At 63.1% G+C, this 19,774-nt stretch carries 21 protein-coding genes; 15 read left to right on the forward strand and 6 right to left on the reverse strand.

Annotated features, from left to right (window positions below):
* Nucleotides 1–166 precede the first annotated feature (166 nt).
* A complete protein-coding gene (locus QQF40_RS10150) occupies nt 167–796 on the reverse strand; it encodes a CoA pyrophosphatase (protein WP_285461234.1) in 630 nt (209 codons plus the stop codon).
* Between the two features lie 142 nt (nt 797–938).
* Between QQF40_RS10150 and QQF40_RS10155 the strand changes: the two genes are divergently transcribed.
* Nucleotides 939–1,523 (forward strand): NUDIX hydrolase, encoded by a 585-nt coding sequence (locus QQF40_RS10155; RefSeq protein WP_285461235.1) that lies wholly within the window; start codon nt 939–941, stop codon nt 1,521–1,523.
* Between the two features lie 52 nt (nt 1,524–1,575).
* Here the strand turns inward: QQF40_RS10155 and QQF40_RS10160 are convergent, their stop codons facing one another.
* The gene (locus QQF40_RS10160) at nt 1,576–1,887 is read right to left on the reverse strand and encodes a YqfO family protein (protein ID WP_166018843.1); all 312 of its coding nucleotides are present in this window, start codon (nt 1,885–1,887) and stop codon (nt 1,576–1,578) included.
* 153 nt (nt 1,888–2,040) lie between these two features.
* Here QQF40_RS10160 and ftsB point away from each other — a divergent pair, with 153 nt between their 5' ends.
* The 14 genes from ftsB (at nt 2,041) to QQF40_RS10230 (ending at nt 15,088) form a co-directional block, all read left to right on the forward strand.
* Nucleotides 2,041–2,415 (forward strand): cell division protein FtsB, encoded by a 375-nt coding sequence (gene ftsB, locus QQF40_RS10165; protein ID WP_054555736.1) that lies wholly within the window; start codon nt 2,041–2,043, stop codon nt 2,413–2,415.
* Nucleotides 2,412–3,209 carry an IspD/TarI family cytidylyltransferase gene (locus QQF40_RS10170; protein WP_285461236.1) on the forward strand — a complete coding sequence of 266 codons (798 nt, stop codon included), beginning with the start codon at nt 2,412–2,414 and terminating at the stop codon, nt 3,207–3,209. The genes ftsB and QQF40_RS10170 overlap by 4 nt, the downstream gene beginning before the upstream one ends.
* Nucleotides 3,210–3,294: 85 nt before the next feature.
* The gene (gene ispF / locus QQF40_RS10175) at nt 3,295–3,801 is read left to right on the forward strand and encodes a 2-C-methyl-D-erythritol 2,4-cyclodiphosphate synthase (protein ID WP_175088667.1); all 507 of its coding nucleotides are present in this window, start codon (nt 3,295–3,297) and stop codon (nt 3,799–3,801) included.
* Nucleotides 3,794–4,969, forward strand: coding sequence for a tRNA pseudouridine(13) synthase TruD (gene truD / locus QQF40_RS10180; RefSeq protein ID WP_285461237.1), 1,176 nt, complete (start codon nt 3,794–3,796; stop codon nt 4,967–4,969). The genes ispF and truD overlap by 8 nt, the downstream gene beginning before the upstream one ends.
* A 51-nt stretch (nt 4,970–5,020) precedes the next feature.
* A complete protein-coding gene (surE, locus tag QQF40_RS10185; protein WP_043331401.1) occupies nt 5,021–5,767 on the forward strand; it encodes a 5'/3'-nucleotidase SurE in 747 nt (248 codons plus the stop codon).
* Between the two features lie 185 nt (nt 5,768–5,952).
* The gene (locus tag QQF40_RS10190) at nt 5,953–6,609 is read left to right on the forward strand and encodes a protein-L-isoaspartate(D-aspartate) O-methyltransferase (protein WP_285461271.1); all 657 of its coding nucleotides are present in this window, start codon (nt 5,953–5,955) and stop codon (nt 6,607–6,609) included.
* Nucleotides 6,606–7,559: a DUF368 domain-containing protein gene (locus tag QQF40_RS10195; RefSeq protein WP_285461238.1), complete on the forward strand. Its 954-nt coding sequence runs from the start codon at nt 6,606–6,608 to the stop codon at nt 7,557–7,559. The genes QQF40_RS10190 and QQF40_RS10195 overlap by 4 nt, the downstream gene beginning before the upstream one ends.
* Nucleotides 7,552–8,814: a peptidoglycan DD-metalloendopeptidase family protein gene (locus QQF40_RS10200; RefSeq protein ID WP_285461239.1), complete on the forward strand. Its 1,263-nt coding sequence runs from the start codon at nt 7,552–7,554 to the stop codon at nt 8,812–8,814. Before QQF40_RS10195 ends, QQF40_RS10200 begins: the two co-directional genes overlap by 8 nt.
* A 61-nt stretch (nt 8,815–8,875) precedes the next feature.
* Entirely contained in the window at nt 8,876–9,853 is a 978-nt protein-coding gene (rpoS, locus tag QQF40_RS10205; RefSeq protein WP_043331399.1) for an RNA polymerase sigma factor RpoS, read from the forward strand.
* A gap of 374 nt (nt 9,854–10,227) precedes the next feature.
* Complete coding sequence (locus tag QQF40_RS10210) at nt 10,228–11,598, forward strand: TolC family outer membrane protein (RefSeq protein WP_285461240.1); 1,371 nt, start codon at nt 10,228–10,230, stop codon at nt 11,596–11,598.
* Nucleotides 11,599–11,978: 380 nt separating this feature from the next.
* Nucleotides 11,979–13,130: an alanine racemase gene (gene alr, locus QQF40_RS10215; protein WP_285461241.1), complete on the forward strand. Its 1,152-nt coding sequence runs from the start codon at nt 11,979–11,981 to the stop codon at nt 13,128–13,130.
* A 60-nt stretch (nt 13,131–13,190) separates the two neighbouring features.
* Nucleotides 13,191–14,108 (forward strand): LpxL/LpxP family Kdo(2)-lipid IV(A) lauroyl/palmitoleoyl acyltransferase, encoded by a 918-nt coding sequence (gene lpxL, locus QQF40_RS10220; protein ID WP_285461242.1) that lies wholly within the window; start codon nt 13,191–13,193, stop codon nt 14,106–14,108.
* An 8-nt stretch (nt 14,109–14,116) separates the two neighbouring features.
* The gene (locus QQF40_RS10225) at nt 14,117–14,500 is read left to right on the forward strand and encodes a TlpA family protein disulfide reductase (protein ID WP_285461243.1); all 384 of its coding nucleotides are present in this window, start codon (nt 14,117–14,119) and stop codon (nt 14,498–14,500) included.
* Nucleotides 14,501–14,926: 426 nt separating this feature from the next.
* Nucleotides 14,927–15,088, forward strand: coding sequence for a DUF1328 domain-containing protein (locus tag QQF40_RS10230; protein WP_043331394.1), 162 nt, complete (start codon nt 14,927–14,929; stop codon nt 15,086–15,088).
* A gap of 173 nt (nt 15,089–15,261) precedes the next feature.
* On the opposite strand, the gene QQF40_RS10235 is transcribed toward QQF40_RS10230, so the two are convergent.
* From QQF40_RS10235 to QQF40_RS10250, 4 genes are all read right to left on the reverse strand, one after another.
* The gene (locus QQF40_RS10235) at nt 15,262–16,611 is read right to left on the reverse strand and encodes a DUF2254 domain-containing protein (RefSeq protein ID WP_175088525.1); all 1,350 of its coding nucleotides are present in this window, start codon (nt 16,609–16,611) and stop codon (nt 15,262–15,264) included.
* Between the two features lie 288 nt (nt 16,612–16,899).
* Nucleotides 16,900–18,561, reverse strand: a complete 1,662-nt coding sequence (gene ettA / locus QQF40_RS10240; RefSeq protein WP_175088526.1) for an energy-dependent translational throttle protein EttA — start codon at nt 18,559–18,561, stop codon at nt 16,900–16,902.
* Between the two features lie 193 nt (nt 18,562–18,754).
* The gene (locus QQF40_RS10245; protein WP_175088527.1) at nt 18,755–19,000 is read right to left on the reverse strand and encodes a PA3496 family putative envelope integrity protein; all 246 of its coding nucleotides are present in this window, start codon (nt 18,998–19,000) and stop codon (nt 18,755–18,757) included.
* A 300-nt stretch (nt 19,001–19,300) separates the two neighbouring features.
* A complete protein-coding gene (locus QQF40_RS10250) occupies nt 19,301–19,741 on the reverse strand; it encodes a PAS sensor domain-containing protein (protein ID WP_043331389.1) in 441 nt (146 codons plus the stop codon).
* Between the last annotated feature and the right edge of the window lie 33 nt (nt 19,742–19,774).

Raw genomic sequence — 19,774 nt, forward strand, 5'->3', positions numbered from 1 at the left:
CGTGGGCGAGGAGTTATAGTCCAGTGCCATTGTCGGTGCAATATCGTCGGGGCAATGGCAGTGCTGCAAAGCCATCAGGGCAATGGCGAGCCGCTCGGCGGGAACACACCTTGTCTGGTTCAGCTGCTCAGGAGCTCAGTAGCTCAGGAGTTCAGGATCTTGAGCTTCAGGGCCGAGGCGGCACGGGGCGCGGCGGCAGATGGCGCAGCGGGGCACCGGGCGGTGGCGCTGCCTTGAGGCTCACGGCATGGCCGAAGCCGATGGCCATCAGTTCGACCAGCATCATCGAAGACAGTCCCCACAGTACCTGGTCGGCCACACGATAGCTGGGCACGTACCAGGTCTCGTCACCGACGGTGATCACGTCGGTATGCTCGCGCTCGTCTCTCAGCAACATGCTCAGCGGCATCTCGAAGATCTGCTCGATCTCGCTGGGGTCCGCGCGCAGCGGCAGGTCGGCGGGAATGCGTCCGACAAAGGGCGTGACACGCATGCCGTGCAGGGAAATCACGTCGCTCAGCTGGCCGAAGACCTCCACGGCGCTGGGCGGCAACGCGACTTCTTCCTCGGCTTCGCGCAGCGCGGTGGCCAACAGGTTGCTATCATCGGGTTCGGCCTTGCCGCCGGGGAAGGCCACCTGGCCGGGATGCTGGGTGAGATGGCTGGCACGCCGCGTCAGCAGCAACGTCGGTTCGGGACGATCGATCAGCGCGATCAGGACGGCGGCGCGTGGCAGCTGGTGGTCAGTCGCGAGGGGGTGATGTGCTTGCAGGCGTTGGCGCAGGGCTTCTAGCATGTCGTTTCCTCGTAGTCATCCATCATGTGGCGCGAGGGTCCTGGCGGTCAAGGCGACTGCCATGCCGCCGGGCCCACCGCGCAGCGAGGAAGCGGAGACGGGATGTCACTGAAGGGCGCCTTGAGATTTCATGGGAGAGCGAATGAATTATTGCAGTCACTGTGGTGAAACGGTGCGTCTGGCAGTGCCGCAGGGCGATGATCGTCTGCGCTACCTGTGTGACAGCTGCGGCACCATCCATTATCAGAATCCGCGCATCATCGCGGGCACCTTGCCGGTACAGGACGGCAAGGTGTTGCTCTGTCGGCGTGCCATCGAGCCGCGGCTGGGGTATTGGACCTTGCCGGCCGGCTTCATGGAGAACGCCGAGACCACCAGCGACGCCGCTGCTCGCGAGACACGGGAGGAAGCCGGCGCCGAGGTCAAGCTGCAGGGGCTCTATACGTTGATCGACCTGCCGCATATCAATCAGGTCTACATGCTGTTTCGGGCCGAGCTGATCAGCGACTACTCGGCGGGCGTCGAGAGTCTCGAGGTGGCGCTGTTCAGCGAGGAGGAGGTTCCCTGGCAGTCGCTGGCCTTCCCGACTATGGAAGTCACGCTGCGCCGCTACTTCGAGGATCGCCGCCACGGCGAGGGTGACGAGCATTTCCCGCTGCATCTCGAGCAGATCGACCTGGAAGCCCGCGAGCACTTCTTCAACACCACCTTCCTGCCCGCGAGCTAGATCGTCTGGCCATTGCTGACCTCGCGTGCCTCGTTCTTCGGGGGACGCGGGGTCAGAACGTTTCCAGTCGCCAGCAATCGAAGGCGACTTCTTCATAGGGATGGGCGTCGCGCAGCGCCGCCACGGCAGCGGCGATGAGCGAATCGTCACATACCAGCTCTATCTTCAGTTCGGCGACGCGCTCCAGCGTGCCGCAGGTCCCGATATGCGGATTGGCGCTGGCCAGTGGCCGAAACTGGCCGGTGCCGCGTGTCTCGAAGCAGCAGGCCTCGTAGTCGCCGATGCGCCCTGCACCGGTGGCAAAGACGGCTTCCTTGACGTGTTCGGCGTCATTCTCCGGGACGAAGAACGCAAGCTTGTACATCGGATGACTCCTGGCAGAAGGGTGAGAGGGCGCTGTCATCAGGTGGCCCTGATCGACAGGGGGGCGTCAAGCGTGGCAACGGATGCTGGCAGTGCCTGCGTCGCGCTCCCGGATGATGGCATAATGCGCGCTGCAACGGCCAAGGACATCGCCATGCTCAAATGGATCAATATCTCGCTGCTGCTGCTGCTGGCACTGCTCCAGTATCGGCTGTGGTGGGGCGAAAATGGCATCACCGAATTATTCGATATTCGCGCACGCGTGCAGCAGCTGTCCAAGGAAGATGCGGTGCTGGACAACCGCAATCAGCGACTCGGTGCGGAAGTGGTCGACCTCAAGAATGGTCTGGCGGCCATCGAGGAGCGTGCACGCAATGACCTCGGCATGGTGCGCAAGGACGAGCAGTTCCTGTGGGTGCCCAATGTCGCGGTGCCGGAACGCAAGGCGCCATCACCCGATGAAGTGGCGGACGGTGCGCTGGAGGGCAAGGGCCTGGAAGGCGGGCTGCCCAAGGTGATCACGCCATGATGCCGACAGACGCCTCGCGCGAGCCCCGTCTGTGGTATCTGGTGCCGGCCGCCGGCGTGGGCAGCCGCATGCAGGCCGACCGGCCCAAGCAGTATCTGGAGCTGTCGCCCGGCGGCTGCGTGCTGGAGGCGACGCTGGCGACGCTCAAGCGCGCGCTGCCCGAGGCAGGGCTCTGTCTGGTGCTGGGCGCCGACGATGGCTATTTCACGCCGTCGATGGTGCCGTGGCAGGACTGGCTGCGCGCCGATGGCGGCAGCGAACGTGCCGACAGCGTGCTGGCGGGCCTGGATTGCCTGAGCCGCCACGCCCATGACGATGACCTCGTGCTGGTGCACGATGTCGCGCGTCCCTGCGTTCGCGAAGCCGATATCCATGCGCTGGTCGCGACCGCTCGCCGCAGTGCCGATGGCGCCATCCTCGCGGCCCCCGCCAGCGACACCATGAAACGCGCCGCGCCGGCCGTCGACTCGCGTCCGCATGGCGATGGCGGTGGCGATGAAGAGCGTGCGCCGAGCATCGCGCACACCGAATCCCGCGTCGGCCTGTGGCATGCCTTCACGCCGCAGGCCTTCCCGTTGGGCCTGTTGCGACGGGCGCTGCGTGAAGCGCTTGGGGAGAACCCCGCGCTCATCACGGATGAGGCCTCGGCACTGGAGGCCTGTGGCCGTGCCCCCGTGCTGGTCGCCGCCGCCCGCGACAATCTCAAGATCACCCATCCGGAAGACCTCGCCATGGCGCGCCTGCTGCTGGCCGCGCGCGAGGCGCTTCCCGATAGCCCCCGGACGTCTGCCTGACATGACTGAGCAATCTGCAACACCCGCTGCTGCCACTTCCTCCGCGCAATCTGCGACCTCTCCCCAACAGGCTGGCCATGTGCCGATGGCACTGCGCATCGGCCACGGCTTCGATGTGCATCGCTTCGGCGATGGCGATCACCTGATGATCGGGGGCGTGAAGATCGCCTACGAGCATGGCTTCGTGGCGCATTCCGACGGTGACGTGCTGCTGCATGCGCTGTGCGATGCGCTGCTCGGCGCCTGTGCCATGGGCGATATCGGCAAGCATTTTCCGGACACCGACAGCGAGTGGTCCGGCGCTGATAGCCGTGACCTGCTGCGCCATGTGATCGGGCTGGTCAATGCCGCCGGTTTCGGGGTCGGCAATGTCGATCTCACCGTGCTGGCGCAGGCGCCGAAGATGGCGCCGCACATCCAGGCGATGCGGGAAGTGATCGCCGAAGACCTGCGCGTGCCGCTGGCGGTTGTCAACGTCAAGGCCACCACCACCGAGCGGCTCGGCTTCACCGGTCGCAAGGAAGGCATCGCCGCCGAGGCCGTGGTGCTGCTGGGCGCGCTGCCAGCCGCGGGCGGAGCCGAGCATGTCTGAAGTGAATGACATGTCTGAGTCGCCCGAGGCGAATGCGCTGTTTGCCGAGGCGCTGGCGGCACTGGACGCTGCGGGCAGCGAGGCGTGGGTCAAGGAAGCCGAGTTGATGCAGCGCTGGCCGCATGCGCATGGCGGCTCGCTGGGAGCAGGCGACTTCCGCCACACGCCCGAGGACTTCCGGGTCACCGAGCTGATGGACTTCGTGCCCGAAGGCCACGGTGAGCATCAGTGGCTGTGGGTCGAGAAACGCGGCCTGACCACCGATGAGCTGTGCCGTGAACTGGCCAGCCTGTGCGAGGTCGCGCCGCGTGATATCGGCGTGGCCGGTCTCAAGGACAAGCAGGCGATCACCCGGCAGTGGGTCTCCGTGTGGTTGCCGGGGCGTGAAGCGCCGCAGGATCTCAGCGATGCGCTGGCCGAGAAGGGCGTCCGCGTGCTGGCCAGCGTGCGTCATCCGCGCAAGCTCAAGCGGGGCGTGCATCGCGGCAACCGATTCGCGCTGCGTGTCAGCGGTGAGGCCGTCGCGCATCCCGAGTTCGAGGCGCGCTGGCAGACGCTGATACGCGATGGTGTGCCCAACTATTTCGGGCCGCAGCGCTTCGGTCATCAGGGACATAATCTCGGTCGGGCACGTGCCGTGCTGGTGCGTGGCTGGCGCAAGCGCGATGACCGCAGCGGCATGCTGCTGTCGACCGCGCGCAGCTTCCTGTTCAATGAGGTGCTGGCTGCGCGCCTCAAGGCGAATTGCTGGGCGACGGCGTTGAGCGGAGAGGTATTTGCGCTCAACGGGACGGGCTCACGCTTCATCACCGACGGCAGCGAGTCGGCCGAGACGCTGGCGCAGCGTCTGGCGAGTGGCGATATTCATCCCACTGGCCCGCTTTGGGGCACCGGGCGTGCGGAGGCTCATGCGCAGGTCGCCCAGCTCGAGCAGGTCCTGGCCACGCGTTGGCCACAGTTGTGCGAGGGGCTCGAGAAGGCCGGCGTCAAGACGGAGCGTCGTCCGCTGCGCCTGATGCCCGGCAAGCCGCGTCTGGAGTGGGATATCACGCCAGAGCAGGCGCACGCCGAAGGCAGTGAGGCCAGCGTCTGGCTGCATTTCGATCTGCCGCGCGGCAGCTTCGCGACGGGCCTGTTGCGTGAACTGATCGCCCACCCGCTGCTGTAGTGCCGTCAGGTGACATGACGACTATCCGATGATTCGCAAAGGAGTGAGATGATGCGCAGGATTCTGCTTTCCAATGATGATGGCGTGCACGCTCCGGGGCTCAAGGCGCTGCATGACGCGCTGGCCGGGCAGGCACGCATTCGTGTGGTCGCGCCGGACCGTGACCGCTCAGGAGCCAGCAACTCGCTGACGCTGAGTCGGCCGTTGTTGCTGTCCGCGATGGAGAACGGCTTCTACAGCGTCGACGGCACACCCGCGGATTGTGTCTATCTGGGCGTCAATGGCGTCTGGGACGAGAAGCCTGACATCGTGATTTCCGGCATCAACCATGGTGCCAACCTGGGCGATGACGTGCTGTATTCCGGCACAGTGGCGGCGGCGATGGAAGGGCGCTCGCTGGGCATGTCGGCAATCGCGATGTCACTGTGCGGCAAGACCCACTTCGAGACCGCCGGACGCGTGGCGGCGAGCCTCGTCGGCGCGGCCGAGACCCTGGCATTGCCGCCGCGCTCGTTGCTCAACGTCAATGTGCCGGATGTGCCGTGGAGCGAGATTCGCGGCTTTCGCGTCACGCGTCAGGGCCATCGTGGCCCGGCGGGCGCCCCGATCGAGGTCAAGGACCCGCGTGGCCGTACCCGCTACTGGATCGCGCTGGCCGGCGATGGCATCGATGATGGTGACGACACCGACTTCGCCGCCATCGCGGCGGGCTATGTGTCCATCACGCCGTTGATGACGGACCTCACCTCCCATGGGGCGCGCCATGATGTAGCGCAGTGGCTCGAGGCGTTGACCTGAGCGATGCAGCGCCAGGCAAGGCTCAAGATTTCGCTGTGAAGTCCTCGCTCGACAGGATATGAATCAAGACCATGAAGGACGCGTATCAGAACGCTTTCCCGCTTGCGCAGTCAGACAGCGCAGCGGGAATCGCCGGGCCCTTGCATCTCAGGCGACCGGACACGGCGCAGCTGAGCGGTATCGGCATGACGTCCCAGCGCACGCGAGACCGCATGGTGGCGCGCCTGGAGGATGCCGGCATTCGTGATGAGCGGGTGCTGGAGCTGATGGCCAGTGAGCCGCGTCATCTGTTTCTCGATGAGGCGTTGGCGCACCGTGCCTATGAAGATACCGCGCTGCCGCTGGGGCAGGGGCAGACCCTGTCCCAGCCTTACATGCACGCCCGCATGACGGAGCTTGCCCTGGCGCAAGCACCGCGCCCGCGCGAGGAGTGTCGGGTGCTGGAGGTCGGCACCGGTTCGGGCTATCAGACATTGCTGCTGGCGCGTCTGTTCGCTCGGGTGTCTTCGCTCGAGCGCATCGCCGTGCTGCATGCCAGGGCCGTTCAACGCCTTGACTGGTTCGGGCTCGACAATGTCGAGTTGCGCCATGCCGATGGTGGGCATGGCTGGCAGGACGATGACTCGGCATTTGATCTGATCGTGGTGACCGCCTGCGCACCGCATCTGCCGCAGGCGTTGTTGAAGCAGTTGGCCCCGCAGGGGGTGATGATCGTGCCATTGGCCGAGGACGACAGTGATCGTCAGTGGCTGACACGAGTGCGCCGCGTCGGCGACACTCAGGATATTCAGCGGTTCGAGGCCGTGCGCTTCGTGCCGTTGCTCGAGGGAGTGATCAGGTGAAACGAGCTTTGAGCGTGTTCTTCAAGGGCGCTGGCATGGGGGCGGCGGATGCCGTGCCCGGGGTATCAGGCGGCACGATTGCCTTCGTGACCGGCATCTATGAAGAAATGATCGAGTCCATCAAGCGCTTCGGCCCCTCCGCCATCGGCGTATGGCGTGAGCAGGGCTTCAAGGCGCTGTGGCAGCATTTGAATCTGGCCTTTCTGCTGCCGTTGGTCGCTGGCATCTTCGCCAGTCTGATCAGCGTGGCGCATCTGGTGACCTGGTTGATGGAGGCGCAGCCGCTGCTGCTCAATGCCTTCTTCTTCGGGCTGGTAGTGTGCTCCGGGGTGGTGGTCGCGCGGCGTATCACCACCTTCCGGATCGGGTATCTTGTGTGGTTGGCGCTGGGGCTGGTGCTGGCCAGCAAGTTGCCCAGCCTGTTGCCTGCCGCCACCGATGCCTCCTGGGTGCTGGTGGTCGGCGGTGCCATCGCCATCAGTGCCATGCTGCTGCCGGGCGTTTCCGGCAGCTTCCTGTTGCTGACCATGGGCCTCTACGGCACGGTGATGACTGGTATCAAGAGCTTCGATCTGCAGCTGATCGTGCTGTTTGGCAGCGGCTGCACCATCGGGCTGTTCACCTTCTCGCGTTTGTTGTCGTGGTTGTTTCGTCATCATCACACCGCGACACTGATGCTGCTGACGGGCTTCATTCTCGGCTCGCTGCCGGTATTGTGGCCGTGGCGCACCATCACCGATTATCGTCTGGGGCCCAAGGGTGAACAGGTTCCGCTGGATTACCACTTCATGATGCCGGATACCTACACCAGTGTGACCGGTGAGCCTGCCCAGCTGTGGGCGGCACTCGCCCTGATGCTGGCCGGCGTATTGCTTGTCTGGTTTGCCGGAGAACGCTCCGGCCCGGATGACGACTCCAGCAATTCCCGCAAGGAGCAGGAACATGCGTGACAGGATGGACAAGGGAATCAAACTGACGTTGGCAGGTCTGGCGCTGGGTGCGCTGACAGCCTGCAGCACGGCGACCACTCGCCCGCAGGTTCAGGACCTCAACGCCGGCAATGCGCGTATCACCTCCGACACCTATACCGTTCAGCGCGGTGACACCCTGTATGGCATCTCCTGGCAGAGTGGCCAGGATTTCCGGGATGTGGCGCGCATGAACGGCTTGAATCCGCCCTACACCCTGCAGCCGGGGCAGACGCTGCGTCTGGACCCCAACACCCAGCTGCCGGCGAGTGGGGCGGGCGCTTCCGGTACGAGCGTCGCCTCGAGCGGTGGCGTCGTTGCCACGCCGATGGGCGGGGGCAGCGATGGTTCGATCGCCGGCGGCAGCGAACTGCCGGACTGGCTGGCGCCGGATGAGTCCGCCATGGCTCAGCAGCAACAGCGCACCAGCCAGGCCCAGTCGCTGACGACCGGCTCGAGTGGCGTGTCATCGGCCGCCACCGGGGCCGCGGCGGCGGCCGGGCTGGGGCCTGTCTACCAGGAAGGCAGTGAAGAAGCGCTCGCCGAGACGGCGCGCAACGCCGCCAATGACAGTGCAGAGCAGGTCAGCAGCGGTGCTGCGCAGGCCAGTAGCTCGTCCAGTCAGACAGCCAGCCAGACGGCCAGCGAGGCAGCTGCCAGTGCGGCCGGCGCCCAGGCCGAGGCGCGCAAGGCCGCCAAGGAAAAGGCCGAGCAAGCCGCCGCTGCCGCCGCTGCCGCCGCGGCAGAGCGCGAGAAAGCGGCCGCTAGCGTGAAAAATGAGGCTGCCAAGGTTGAAAAGGGCACCAACGTCGCTGGCGAAACCGCCAAGGCTGCACCGGCCAGGAAGACCTATGTTCCGGTAAAAAACGTTGACTGGCAGTGGCCTACGCAAGGCGAGATCATCGGCAAGTTCGGTGAGTCCGAGAGTGTCACCGGCGGCATTGATATCGCTGGTCAAAAGGGGCAACCTGTCAAGGCAGCAGGGCCGGGAATCGTGGTCTACGCCGGAAGTGGAGTACGTGGTTACGGAAACCTCATCATTCTCAAGCACAACGACCGCTATCTGAGCGCCTACGCCCACAACGACACTTTGCGTGTATCAGAGAACGATGTGATCGACGCCGGACAGGTCATCGCCACTCTGGGAGCCACTGACGCTGAACGTGCGCAGCTGCACTTCGAGATTCGCGAGGATGGGCAGCCCAAGGACCCATTGAAATTCCTGCCTAAACGCTGATTCCCACCGCTGCCACAACAACAAGTTCCTGGCACCAGACCAGAGACAACGGGGTATCGACATGAGCATGCTGGAAAAGGATATCGATCAGGCTGAGGTTGAGTTGTCCCTTGAGGATGTCGAGGAGGACGACGATACGCTTGAGGCAGAAGCGGAAGAGGCGGCATTCGAACGCGCCTTGAATCGTGAAGAGCGCAAGCACTACCAAAGCCTGGATGCGACCCAGATCTACCTCAACGAGATCGGTTTTTCCCCGTTGCTCAAGCCCGAGGAGGAGGTCTACTTCGGGCGCCTGGCACAGGCGGGCGACCCTGCCGGTCGCCAGCGCATGATCGAGTCCAACCTGCGTCTGGTGGTCAAGATCGCGCGGCGCTATCTGAATCGTGGTCTGTCGCTGCTCGACCTGATCGAGGAGGGCAATCTGGGGCTGATCCGCGCGGTGGAGAAGTTCGACCCTGAGCGCGGCTTCCGTTTCTCGACCTACGCCACCTGGTGGATTCGCCAGACCATCGAGCGGGCGCTGATGAATCAGACGCGCACCATTCGTCTGCCGATTCATGTCGTCAAGGAACTCAACATCTATCTGCGTGCCGCGCGCCAGCTGACCCAGAAACTGGATCACGAGGCCACCGCGGAGGAGATCGCCGACTTCCTGGACAAGCCGGTCGATACCGTCAAGAAGATGCTGGGGCTCAATGAGCGCGTGTCATCCGTCGACTATCCGATGGGCGGCGAGAGCGACAAGCCGCTGATCGAGACGATCGCCGACGAGAATGACACCAGCCCGGAGTCCAGCCTGGTGGATGTCGACGTCAAGGCGCATGTCGATGAGTGGTTGGCGGAACTGACCGAGAAGCAGATGGAAGTGGTGGTGCGTCGCTTCGGGCTGCGTGGTCACGAAGCCGCGACGCTGGAGGAAGTGGGCGAGGAAATCGGTCTGACGCGGGAGCGGGTCCGTCAGATTCAGGTCGAGGCGCTCAAGAAGCTGCGACGCATGCTCGAGAAGCAGGGGTTGACGCTCGAATCCATCTTCGAATGATGCGCGGGCACCCTCGTCATGGCTGTCGGTGCCTTGATGCAGGTTGCCAGTGAAAACGGCCCGCTCGTGATTCGAGTGGGCCGTTTTCATATTGTGTCATCATTATACTGGCAGAGTGGGGTGTTCTGACGTTCGAGCGCAGGGTGCTCCCTGACATTGTTGTCAATTTGGAAACGCTGTATCGTGCAATAAAGTTAGCCAACTAACTGGACGCCCAAATGGGTGGCGATTAGACTAAGGCCACTTTTTCACGACTCGCTTGAGCAGGGCTGAGGCAGTAGTCCAGCCGATGTGTGAGCTACCTTTTACCTTGTCCTGGTGCTTTCGAGGCGCCATGCAGGTCACGACTGTCACTGATCAGGAACAACGCATACATGGCCAACATTCGCATACTGCCACTGGTGCTGGCGATGGGTTTTGCGACCCAGGCTCAGGCTGCCAATCTGCTCGACATCACCCGTGATGCATTGACCCACAATGCCAGCCTGTCCTCCTCTCGCTCGCTCTATCAGAGCGTCGAGGACAATGAGCGTATCGAGCTTGCTGACCTGTTGCCCCAGATCACTGCCACGGGGACCGTGTCGCGTACCGATGTCACCGGCAATTCCCAGAGCGGCACCGAGGGCGATTACACCGACAGCAACATCGTGGTCAACGTGAACCAGCAGCTGTTCGATGCCGCCGACTGGTATGAGCTCGCGACCAGCAAGGACACCACCCGTCAGCAGAAATTGCTGCTGGATTCCGATCAGCAGCAGCTGCTCTATGACGTGGCGTCTGCCTATTTCACCATTCTGAACAATCGTGATGTGCTCGATGCGCGTATTGCTCAGGAGAAGGCCTTTTCCCGCCAGCTGGACCAGGCCAATCAGCAGTTCGAGGTCGGTTTGATCGCGATCACGGATGTGCAGGAAGCCAGGGCATCCTTCGATGATGCGCGCGCCCAGCGCATCGCGGCCGAAGCCGATCTCCAGGTCAGCTTCGAGGCCCTGCAGCAGTTGACGGGCCAGCAGTACGATTCCATCGATGGCCTGGAAGAAGATCTGGCGATCGAAGCGCCGGTGCCGGCCAGCCGCAGCAAGTGGGTCGAGATGGCATTGTCCAACAATCCGCTGATCGGTGCTGCCAAGAAGGGTGTCGATGTCGCCAGAGGCGATGTGAAGACCTCCCGCGCAGGCCACCTGCCGGAAGTCGGCGCCTTCGCGACCTACTCCTACGATGAAACCGACATCGATACTGCCGGGGGGTATCAGGAATACAACCAGATCGGTATCCAGGCCTCCCTGCCGATCTATACCGGTGGCCGCACCTCCGCCCAGGTACGTCAGAGCACTCATCTGCTCGAGCAGAGCCAGTACGACCTGCTCGACCAGCAGCGCTCCACCACCCAGAGTGTGCGCTCGCTCTACAGTCAGGTGCGCAGCGACGTCCTGACCGTCAAGGCGCGAAAGCAGGCGATCGTCTCCAGCCGCAGTGCACTGGAAGCGACTCGCTCCGGTTATGAAGTCGGCACGCGCAACATCGTCGATGTGCTGGACGCCGAGCAGACCCTGTATCAGGCGCTGGCGGACTACGCCTCTTCGCGTTACACCTATGTGCTTGATCTGCTCAACCTGCGTCAGGCGGCAGGTATCATCGATATCAACAGCGTGCGTGACCTCAACGAGAGCCTCAAGGCAGATCGTCAGGTATCACTGGTGCTGAATGATGAGAGCTCCGATGAGCTGGAAAACGCGACGCCCTGATCGTTCCGCGCTGGCTGTCGCCACGTACTGCATGCACCTCCACAGGCCCTGCCTGCGGGGGTGCATGCATTTTGGGAGCATGCGTTTGAGGGCATCAATTGGTCAGGCCACTGATCGCCAGGCATGTGTTCATCAGGCAAGTGATGACTAGCCAGAAAGGTGCCGAAAATCAGCGTGCAAGGGCAGCGCGGCCTGGAAGCAGGTGGCTTCGTGGCGGTGTTGGTCTAAAATCCTGTATTTATTTTGACAGGCAGTGGTTTCTATCGGTGATCTGGGGAAAGTTTGGTGGTTTGTAGCGTGACCTGACGGCGATGATGGAAAATAATTGAGGGGCTTGCTCTGCTGTCTGTCATCTTCCCCTATCACTCTGGAGTCCCCTCATGTCCCGCCCACTGCGCGCTGATATTGATCTCGATGCATTGCGTCATAATTATCAGCTGGCCTGCGAGCTGGCGCCGCATTCGCGCGCCCTGGCCGTCATCAAGGCGGACGCCTACGGGCATGGTGCGGTGGCGTGCGCGCAGGCACTGGCGGATCTCGCCCCCGCCTTTGCGGTGGCCACGATAGAGGAGGCGCTGGCGCTGCGGGCTGGCGGCATCTCTCATCCGGTCGTGCTGCTTGAGGGGGTGTTCGAGGCCGCGGAGTACGCCTTGGCGGCCGAGCATGACTTCTGGTGCGCCATCCACAGCGAATGGCAGTTGGCGGCCCTCGAACAGAGTGAGCTTGCGCAGCCGCTGTCCTGCTGGATCAAGTTCGACTCGGGGATGCATCGTCTCGGTTTCACGGCCGAGCAGGTGCTGGACGCCAAGGCGCGCCTCGAGGCGTGTGGCAAGGCGCGTGACCTGCACCTGATGACGCACTTCGCCAGCGCTGATAGCCTGACACCGGACTACTTCCAGCAGCAGATGGCGGCGGTGACGGCTTTGGCGGCCGATGCGGGGCTACCGCTGTGTCTGGCCAATTCACCGGCGACGCTTGCCTGGCCAGAGACGCATGCGGCCTGGAACCGCCCGGGGATCATGCTCTACGGGGCAGATCCGCTGGAAGGCGCCAATGACGCCAGCCGGCGTCTGAAGCCGGTGATGACGCTGTCTTCAGCCATCATTGCCGTGCGTGAGATCGCCATCGGCGAGCCGGTAGGGTACTCGGGCCGCTTCGTGGCGACGCGTCCGACGCGTATCGGTGTCGTCGCCTGCGGCTATGGTGATGGCTATGACCGCCACGCCGTGGATGGCACGCCAGTACTGGTGGATGGTCAGGAAACGGTGCTGGCCGGCAAGGTGTCGATGGACATGCTGACGGTGGATATCACCGACCTCCCCGAGGTGGGCGTCGGTTCACGGGTGGTGCTGTGGGGCGAGGGGCTTGAGGTCAATCGCGTCGCCGCCAGCTGCGACACCATCAGCTATACACTGCTCACGGGGCTGCTGCCGCGCGTGCCCAGACACTACCATGGCGGCGTTGGCAGTGTGGCGGACGACCAGGATGTCGCGCAATTGGCCAGCGCTCAGTCGCTGGATACGCACGCCTGACCTGACGGCAAGGCTCGCGCGGTCTACAATGGCCGCCGTTGCCCGTCGAACGAGAGAGTCATGGCCAAGAAGAGCTATCCCGAGAGTTTTGCACACCCCCGCTACTGGCTGACCTGGCTGGGCATCGGTGCCATGAAGGCTTCGGCCTATCTGCCCTGGTGCGCCAAGTTGTGGTTGGGGCGTGGCCTGGGTGAGCTGGCATGGCGCTTCGGCAAGCGTCGTCGTCATATCACCGACACCAACCTCAAGCTGTGCTTTCCCGAATGGAGCGAGGCGGAGCGCGCGCGTCAGGTACGCAAGACCTTCCACGCCAACGGCATCGGTATCTTCGAGACGGCCACCGGCTGGTGTCGTGATCCTGAGCACATGCGTGATCGCGTGACCTTCAAGGGGCAGGAGCACATGGAGCGCGCCATGGCCCGGGGCAAGGGGGCGCTCATCGTGGGCATCCACTTCTCGACCCTGGATCTGGGCGGCGCTCTGCACTCGCTGTTCTTCCCGGCCGATGTCGTCTATCGCCCCCACGACAACCCGCTGTTCGAGCGCTTCATGACCCGTGCGCGCAATGGCATCTTCGGCACCGCCATCGATCGTCACGACCTGCGGGGTGTGGTACGTCGTATCAAGAGCGGGCATGGCGTGTGGTATTCACCAGATCAGGACTTCGGTCGCGAGGTCAGCGTGTTCGCGCCGTTCTTCGGCATCGATGCCGCCTCCATCAAGCTGACGGCCAAGATCGCCCGCATGACGGGCGCGCCGGTGATGCCCTTGATGTTCCACCGCAATCCGGACAATCGTACCTATACGCTGGAGTATCTGCCGGCGCTGGACGACTTCCCAAGTGGTGATGACGTCGTCGATGCCACGCGCATCAACGCCTTCATCGAAGGGGCGATCCGCAAGCATCCCGAGCAGTATCTGTGGCTGCACCGTCGCTTCAAGACACGCCCCGAGAAAACCGATCCGTCCCTGTACTGAGGTGAACCATGAGCAACGACATCTCTTCTCACGTCACCCTGGCCGAGGTGGAAGCGCGGCTGGCCGCTGGCGATACCTTCGTGCTCAATCAGGTCGCGGAATGGTGCCCGGATTGCACCGAACGTCAGCGCCCGGCACTGCCTGTCTTCGAGGCGGCGCTTGCCCGTGGCGGTCTGCCACTGGTGACCTTATGCGTGCAGCAGACCCGTGGGGTCTATCTCAGCGATGCACATGCTCAGCTGAGTGAGCGCATCGGCGGCGCGGGCTATCCGCGCACCTTGCTGGTTCGCCATGGCCAGCCGGCGAGCCTCGACAGTGGATTGAACCGCGTCGAGGTGATGAGCGAGCCTGATCTCGTCGCCTACGCCGAGGCCTTGATCGCCGCACTGTAGACCGACACCCCTGGCATCGATCTCCCTCTACTGTCAGGGATGACGCGAGTGATGCACAGCAAAGACCCCCGTTCGGCGAGATGCCGAACGGGGGTCTTTGCTGTGTAAAGCGGCACCCGACAAGCAACATCACCTGCCCGAGCTGCATGCGTGCGGTCAACCGAGTGCCGCCTGTCGTGTACCTATTACAAGACGTGCGGATGACGGGACAGGCTTTCAACCCATCAGAAGGGCTGGGGAAATTCTTTTACTGAACTGCGACATCATGTTGACAAAGCTTTAGTTTATTACCATCTTGGCAATAACGAGTCAGGTGGCTGACACGCCTCCTGATCGCCGTTTTCAGCACTCTGGAGTGCGCCTGAGGTGTCATCCGTCAGGGTCTGACTCCGCCGCGACAATTCTCACATGACATAAGGAACTGACATGCTCAACTACGCCATCATCTTTCTGATCGTCGCTGTCATTGCCGCAGTGCTGGGCTTCGGCGGCATCGCCGGCACCGCAGCGACCATCGCCAAGGTCCTGTTCGTGATCTTCCTGGTGCTGTTCCTGGTGTCCTTCTTCAAGAGCCGCCGCAAGCCGTGAGGCTCTGATTCCCTGCCACGGGTCAGATTGACGGCAACCGGCCGCAAGCCCGCCATGTGATCGGATGGACGACTTTGAGACAGTACGGCTCACGGACAGCATGACTCACAGACAACAACGCCCGCGATGGTGATCGACCGTCGCGGGCGTTGCTCGTTCAGGCGCTGGCCTTTTCACCACTGAGGGCTGGGCAGATTCAGGCGATGGTGGCCGGCCTGCAGGCCATGCTCGATGAAGCGGCGATCCACCTCGAATTCGGCCTGGACGAGAATCGCCTCCACCACCTTGTCGGCATGCTGTTGCAGCAGCACCAGATGGCCGTATTGCGCACCCATCAGCGACAGGGTCTTCAGCAGCTCCAGCAGGGCCAGGCAGATCGAGAGGTCGTCACGGCCATAATGCAGAATCGGCGTGATGGAGCGGTAGAGGAGGCTTGCGAAGGACTCCATCTGCCAGCTGACGCGAACGGCCTTGTGATCATCCACGCAACAGTTGCACAGCGGTACTGACATGCGCTCGCTGAGCAGCTCCGTCAGCTGGTGCATGCACAGCCGTGCCGTGCCGGGGTCATTGATGCCGGGCGACAGCGCCTTGATGGCGACTTCCATCAGCTGGGTCAGGCCGTGCTCGTGCAGGTCCTCGACGGACTCCCCATCCAGATAGCCAAGCGCGGCACGCAGGTTCTTGATCAACACGGCCTGTTGCTCTTCATCGAGCTCTTCCCCTGCCGTCGCGCCCTCTGGCAGGCCGTTGGGCCACTCGATGCGCATCAAGGGCATGCCGCTGACGATGAAGGCGCCCAGCGCGAAATCCAGATGCACCACCATGTCATGCTTGATGGCCAGCTGGCGCAGCGCCGAGAAGTCGACCTGCTGGATGTAGCCACGCCGGCGTGCCCGCAGCAGCTGGCATTGGTCGTCGTCACGGCTGACCTCGCGCTCGCAGAAGCCATCGTCACGATTGCGCTCACGCAGGCGCTCCAGGGAGAGGCGAGTACGACCGGACAGGCGCCGAGCAACGGCGTTGATCTGCACCGACTGCGAGACCTGATGGATGAAGTAGACGAACATCCCCAGGCAATTGACCATCATCAGCACGCCCAGATAGACGGCCAGCGAGCGCCACAGGGTCGGGGAGTCTCCCGTATTGGGCACCATCAGGTTGACCAGCAGGAACAGCAGGCTGCCCAGGTAGTGGCCAAGCACCAGCTGGTGGTGGCGCTCGGTCACCAGGCCCAGCAGCAGCTTGTGGGAGAACTGCGCGCCGGCCTGGGTGAGCACGCTCATCACCATGGTGAAACTGAAGACCATCAGCGAGATCAGGCCGCCGACCAGTGCCGCCAGCAAGGTGCGCGGGGTGTCATGTTCCTTGAAGGTCAGTGCTTCGAAAAAGTCGCTGTTCGGCAGCGAGGAAGGATCCGGCAGCCCGGAGGGCATCACCGAGATCAATCCCAGCAGGGTATAGACCATGGCCAGCATGCTGGGGAGATAGGCGATGCTGGTGGTCCAGGTTCGCAGCCACATGAGGGGGTGCTGTAGCCAGCGATTCATAGACGATTCCCGAACGGATGGATTGGCAAGCTCCTGTTATGACGGCTCGCGTCGATCACTGCAAGTCAGCATGACGTGCTGGCAGGAGGGTTCTGGAGGTGAGGAGGGGGGAAGAAGCAGAACAGCGCAGACAGAGCGGACGAAATGGAACGGACAGACTGGAACGGACAGCAGGGCCCGATGGCAAGACGCCCCCACCGGGTGAGCGGTGAGGGCGTCTAGCGGCTTGCGTCGATCAGCGTGGCTGACCCCGCCGGCTCATCAGGCGTCGATACGCTTGTACTTCATGCGCTTGGGAGCATCGTTGCCGACGCGCGCGTGATAGTCCGCTTCGTACTCGGTATAGCTGCCTTCGAAGAACACCACGTTGGAGTCACCCTCGTAGGCGAGGATGTGGGTCGCGATGCGATCCAGGAACCAGCGGTCGTGCGAGATGACCATCGCACAGCCCGGGAAGGCCAGCAGGGCCTCTTCCAGCGCGCGCAGGGTCTCGATGTCCAGGTCGTTGGACGGCTCATCCAGCAGCAGCACGTTGGCAGCCTGCTTCAGGGTCTGGGCCAGCTGCAGACGGCCACGCTCACCACCGGACAGATCAGACAGACGCTTCTGCTGGTCAGTGCCCTTGAAGTTGAAGCGGCCGACATAGGCGCGCGACGAGACTTCATGGCCATTGATGTTGAGCATGTCCTGACCGCCGGAGACGGCTTCCCAGACGGTCTGATTGTCTTCCAGGCCATCACGCAGCTGTTCGACGTAGGCGACCTTGACGGTCTCGCCCAGCACGACTTCGCCGCTGTCCGGGGTGTCCTTGCCGGTCACCAGCTTGAACAGCGTGGATTTACCTGCACCGTTGCCGCCGACGATACCGACGATGGCACCCGGGGGGATGGTGAAGGACAGATCATCGAACAGCAGCTTGTCGCCGAAACGCTTGGTGACGTTGTGCAGCTCGATGACCTTGTCGCCCAGACGCGGTCCCGGCGGAATGTAGATCTCGTTGGTCTCGTTGCGCTTCTGGAAATCACCGGACTGCATTTCTTCGAAGCGGTTGAGACGCGCCTTGCTCTTGGCCTGACGGCCCTTGGGGTTCTGACGAACCCATTCGAGCTCCTGCTGGATGGCCTTGTTGCGTGAGGCTTCCTGCTTGGCTTCCTGTTGCAGGCGAGCGTCCTTCTGCTCGAGCCACGAGGAATAGTTGCCTTCGAAGGGAATGCCCTGGCCACGGTCCAGCTCGAGAATCCAGCCGGCGACGTTGTCGAGGAAGTAGCGGTCGTGGGTGATGGCGACCACGGTGCCGGAGTAGTCGTGCAGGAAGCGTTCCAGCCAGGCGACGGATTCGGCGTCCAGGTGGTTGGTCGGCTCGTCCAGCAGCAACATGTCCGGGCTCGAGAGCAGCAGACGGCACAGTGCGACTCGGCGGCGCTCACCACCGGACAGCACGCCGACATTGGCATCCCACGGCGGCAGACGCAGCGCTTCGGCAGCCACTTCCAGCTTGCGCTCTAGGTTGTGGGCGTCGGAGGCCTGGATCAGGTCTTCCAGCTTGGCCTGACGCGCGGCGAGGGCGTCGAAATCGGCGTCCGGCTCGGCATAGGCGGCATAGACTTCATCAAGTTCGGCCTGGGCGTTCTTGATGTGGGCCAGGGATTCTTCCACGCACTCGCGCACGTTCTTGGAATCATCCAGTTCCGGCTCCTGGGGGAGGTAGCCGACATTCAGACCCGGCATGGGACGTGCTTCGCCGTTGTAGTCCTGATCGACGCCGGCCATGATGCGCAGCAGCGAGGACTTGCCCGAGCCGTTGAGACCGAGCACACCGATCTTGGCACCCGGGAAGAAGGACAGCGAGATGTCCTTGAGAATCTCGCGCTTCGGGGGAACGACCTTGCCCACCCGGTTCATGGTATAGACGTATTGCGCCATGGAATCCCAATTTGGTTGGAGAATGGAATGACGCGCAGATGATAGTGCCCGGCGTCACGCTTGGCCAGCCGGGCAGCCAGTGCCCGGCGAGCGCGGCGACTCACTGCATGACATTCCCTGTCCTGACGTCGATCCCTTCCATGGCCTGACCGCTCCCCGGCATCCCTTCCCCTGCACGCCGCTGGTGGCGAGCTTACTCCTCTTCGCCCCAGTCGCTGGCGTCGATCAGGTCATCGTCGTCGGCTTCATCGTCCCAGCCTTCGCGGATGGAGCGAGCCAGGGCGCGCTCCTCGAGCAGGGCTTCAAGACGTTGGCGAGAGTCATTGCGTTGTGGCTTGGCAGGTGCGCTGGAGGAAGACAGCTCGAAATCCACTTCGGTGGGGCTGTCTTCGGCGAGTGCCGTGGCATCGATATCATCGAGGAATTGTTCACGGGCCATGGGCGGACCTCACGATCTTGGAACGACCTGCCCGATATCCAGCGCCTGGACTGGCCTGTGACACCGGGCACCGCCAGCGGCGATGCGCCGAAGGCTCTCTGGCTATATACCGCCCGTCGGCGAGGATGACAAGCCTTTCGCTCGGCCTGTCAGGGCTTTCGCCAACGGCCAATGGCGAGAGGCCCCATAACGACAACGCCCACCGGTGGGGTGGGCGTTGATGGTGCCAGGCGGCACCTGATCTTCAGTGACTGCTCTGCAGTGACCGTTCTTCAGTATGCGGCCTTCAGCGTCCGGCGGTCAGTTGGACTCGCTGGGGTGCTCCGCGCGCAGGCGTTCCAGCTCTTCCTTGGCGGTCATCAGGCCGGTGACATCCTTCTGGACACCGACGAAATACTGCAGATTGTCATGCTCATCGAAGACAGGTGTCATGGAAAGTTCATTCCAGAACAGGCTGCCATCCTTGCGATAGTTGCGCAGTATCTCGCGGCACGGGCGCTTGTCGCGCAGCGCAGCGCGGATGTTGTCCAGCTGCGGCTGATCGCGGTCATCATTCTGCAGGAAGCGGCAATCGCGGTAGAGAATCTCGTCGGCGCTGTAACCGGTGAGGCGCTCGAAGCCCTGATTCACGTAGATCAGGATGTTCTCGTCGCCTTCCTGTTCCGCCACCACGATGCCATCGTCCGAGGCATTCACGACTCTCTCGAGCAGCTCGGGGCTGATCATGTGGGGTCTTTTCATCTGACTCTGATCCTTGCGGCTTAAGAACCCGGC

It is taken from the genome of Cobetia sp. LC6 (assembly GCF_030264805.1).
GTDB lineage: Bacteria > Pseudomonadota > Gammaproteobacteria > Pseudomonadales > Halomonadaceae > Cobetia.

Coding starts and splice junctions, on each gene's coding strand:
- QQF40_RS10150 (WP_285461234.1), bottom strand. CDS start 796: ATGCTAGAAGCCCTGCGCCAACGCCTGCAAGCACATCACCCCCTCGCG.
- QQF40_RS10155 (WP_285461235.1), top strand. CDS start 939: ATGAATTATTGCAGTCACTGTGGTGAAACGGTGCGTCTGGCAGTGCCG.
- QQF40_RS10160 (WP_166018843.1), bottom strand. CDS start 1,887: ATGTACAAGCTTGCGTTCTTCGTCCCGGAGAATGACGCCGAACACGTC.
- ftsB (WP_054555736.1), top strand. CDS start 2,041: ATGCTCAAATGGATCAATATCTCGCTGCTGCTGCTGCTGGCACTGCTC.
- QQF40_RS10170 (WP_285461236.1), top strand. CDS start 2,412: ATGATGCCGACAGACGCCTCGCGCGAGCCCCGTCTGTGGTATCTGGTG.
- ispF (WP_175088667.1), top strand. CDS start 3,295: ATGGCACTGCGCATCGGCCACGGCTTCGATGTGCATCGCTTCGGCGAT.
- truD (WP_285461237.1), top strand. CDS start 3,794: ATGTCTGAAGTGAATGACATGTCTGAGTCGCCCGAGGCGAATGCGCTG.
- surE (WP_043331401.1), top strand. CDS start 5,021: ATGCGCAGGATTCTGCTTTCCAATGATGATGGCGTGCACGCTCCGGGG.
- QQF40_RS10190 (WP_285461271.1), top strand. CDS start 5,953: ATGACGTCCCAGCGCACGCGAGACCGCATGGTGGCGCGCCTGGAGGAT.
- QQF40_RS10200 (WP_285461239.1), top strand. CDS start 7,552: ATGCGTGACAGGATGGACAAGGGAATCAAACTGACGTTGGCAGGTCTG.
- rpoS (WP_043331399.1), top strand. CDS start 8,876: ATGAGCATGCTGGAAAAGGATATCGATCAGGCTGAGGTTGAGTTGTCC.
- QQF40_RS10210 (WP_285461240.1), top strand. CDS start 10,228: ATGGCCAACATTCGCATACTGCCACTGGTGCTGGCGATGGGTTTTGCG.
- alr (WP_285461241.1), top strand. CDS start 11,979: ATGTCCCGCCCACTGCGCGCTGATATTGATCTCGATGCATTGCGTCAT.
- lpxL (WP_285461242.1), top strand. CDS start 13,191: ATGGCCAAGAAGAGCTATCCCGAGAGTTTTGCACACCCCCGCTACTGG.
- QQF40_RS10225 (WP_285461243.1), top strand. CDS start 14,117: ATGAGCAACGACATCTCTTCTCACGTCACCCTGGCCGAGGTGGAAGCG.
- QQF40_RS10230 (WP_043331394.1), top strand. CDS start 14,927: ATGCTCAACTACGCCATCATCTTTCTGATCGTCGCTGTCATTGCCGCA.
- QQF40_RS10235 (WP_175088525.1), bottom strand. CDS start 16,611: ATGTGGCTGCGAACCTGGACCACCAGCATCGCCTATCTCCCCAGCATG.
- ettA (WP_175088526.1), bottom strand. CDS start 18,561: ATGGCGCAATACGTCTATACCATGAACCGGGTGGGCAAGGTCGTTCCC.
- QQF40_RS10245 (WP_175088527.1), bottom strand. CDS start 19,000: ATGGCCCGTGAACAATTCCTCGATGATATCGATGCCACGGCACTCGCC.
- QQF40_RS10250 (WP_043331389.1), bottom strand. CDS start 19,741: ATGAAAAGACCCCACATGATCAGCCCCGAGCTGCTCGAGAGAGTCGTG.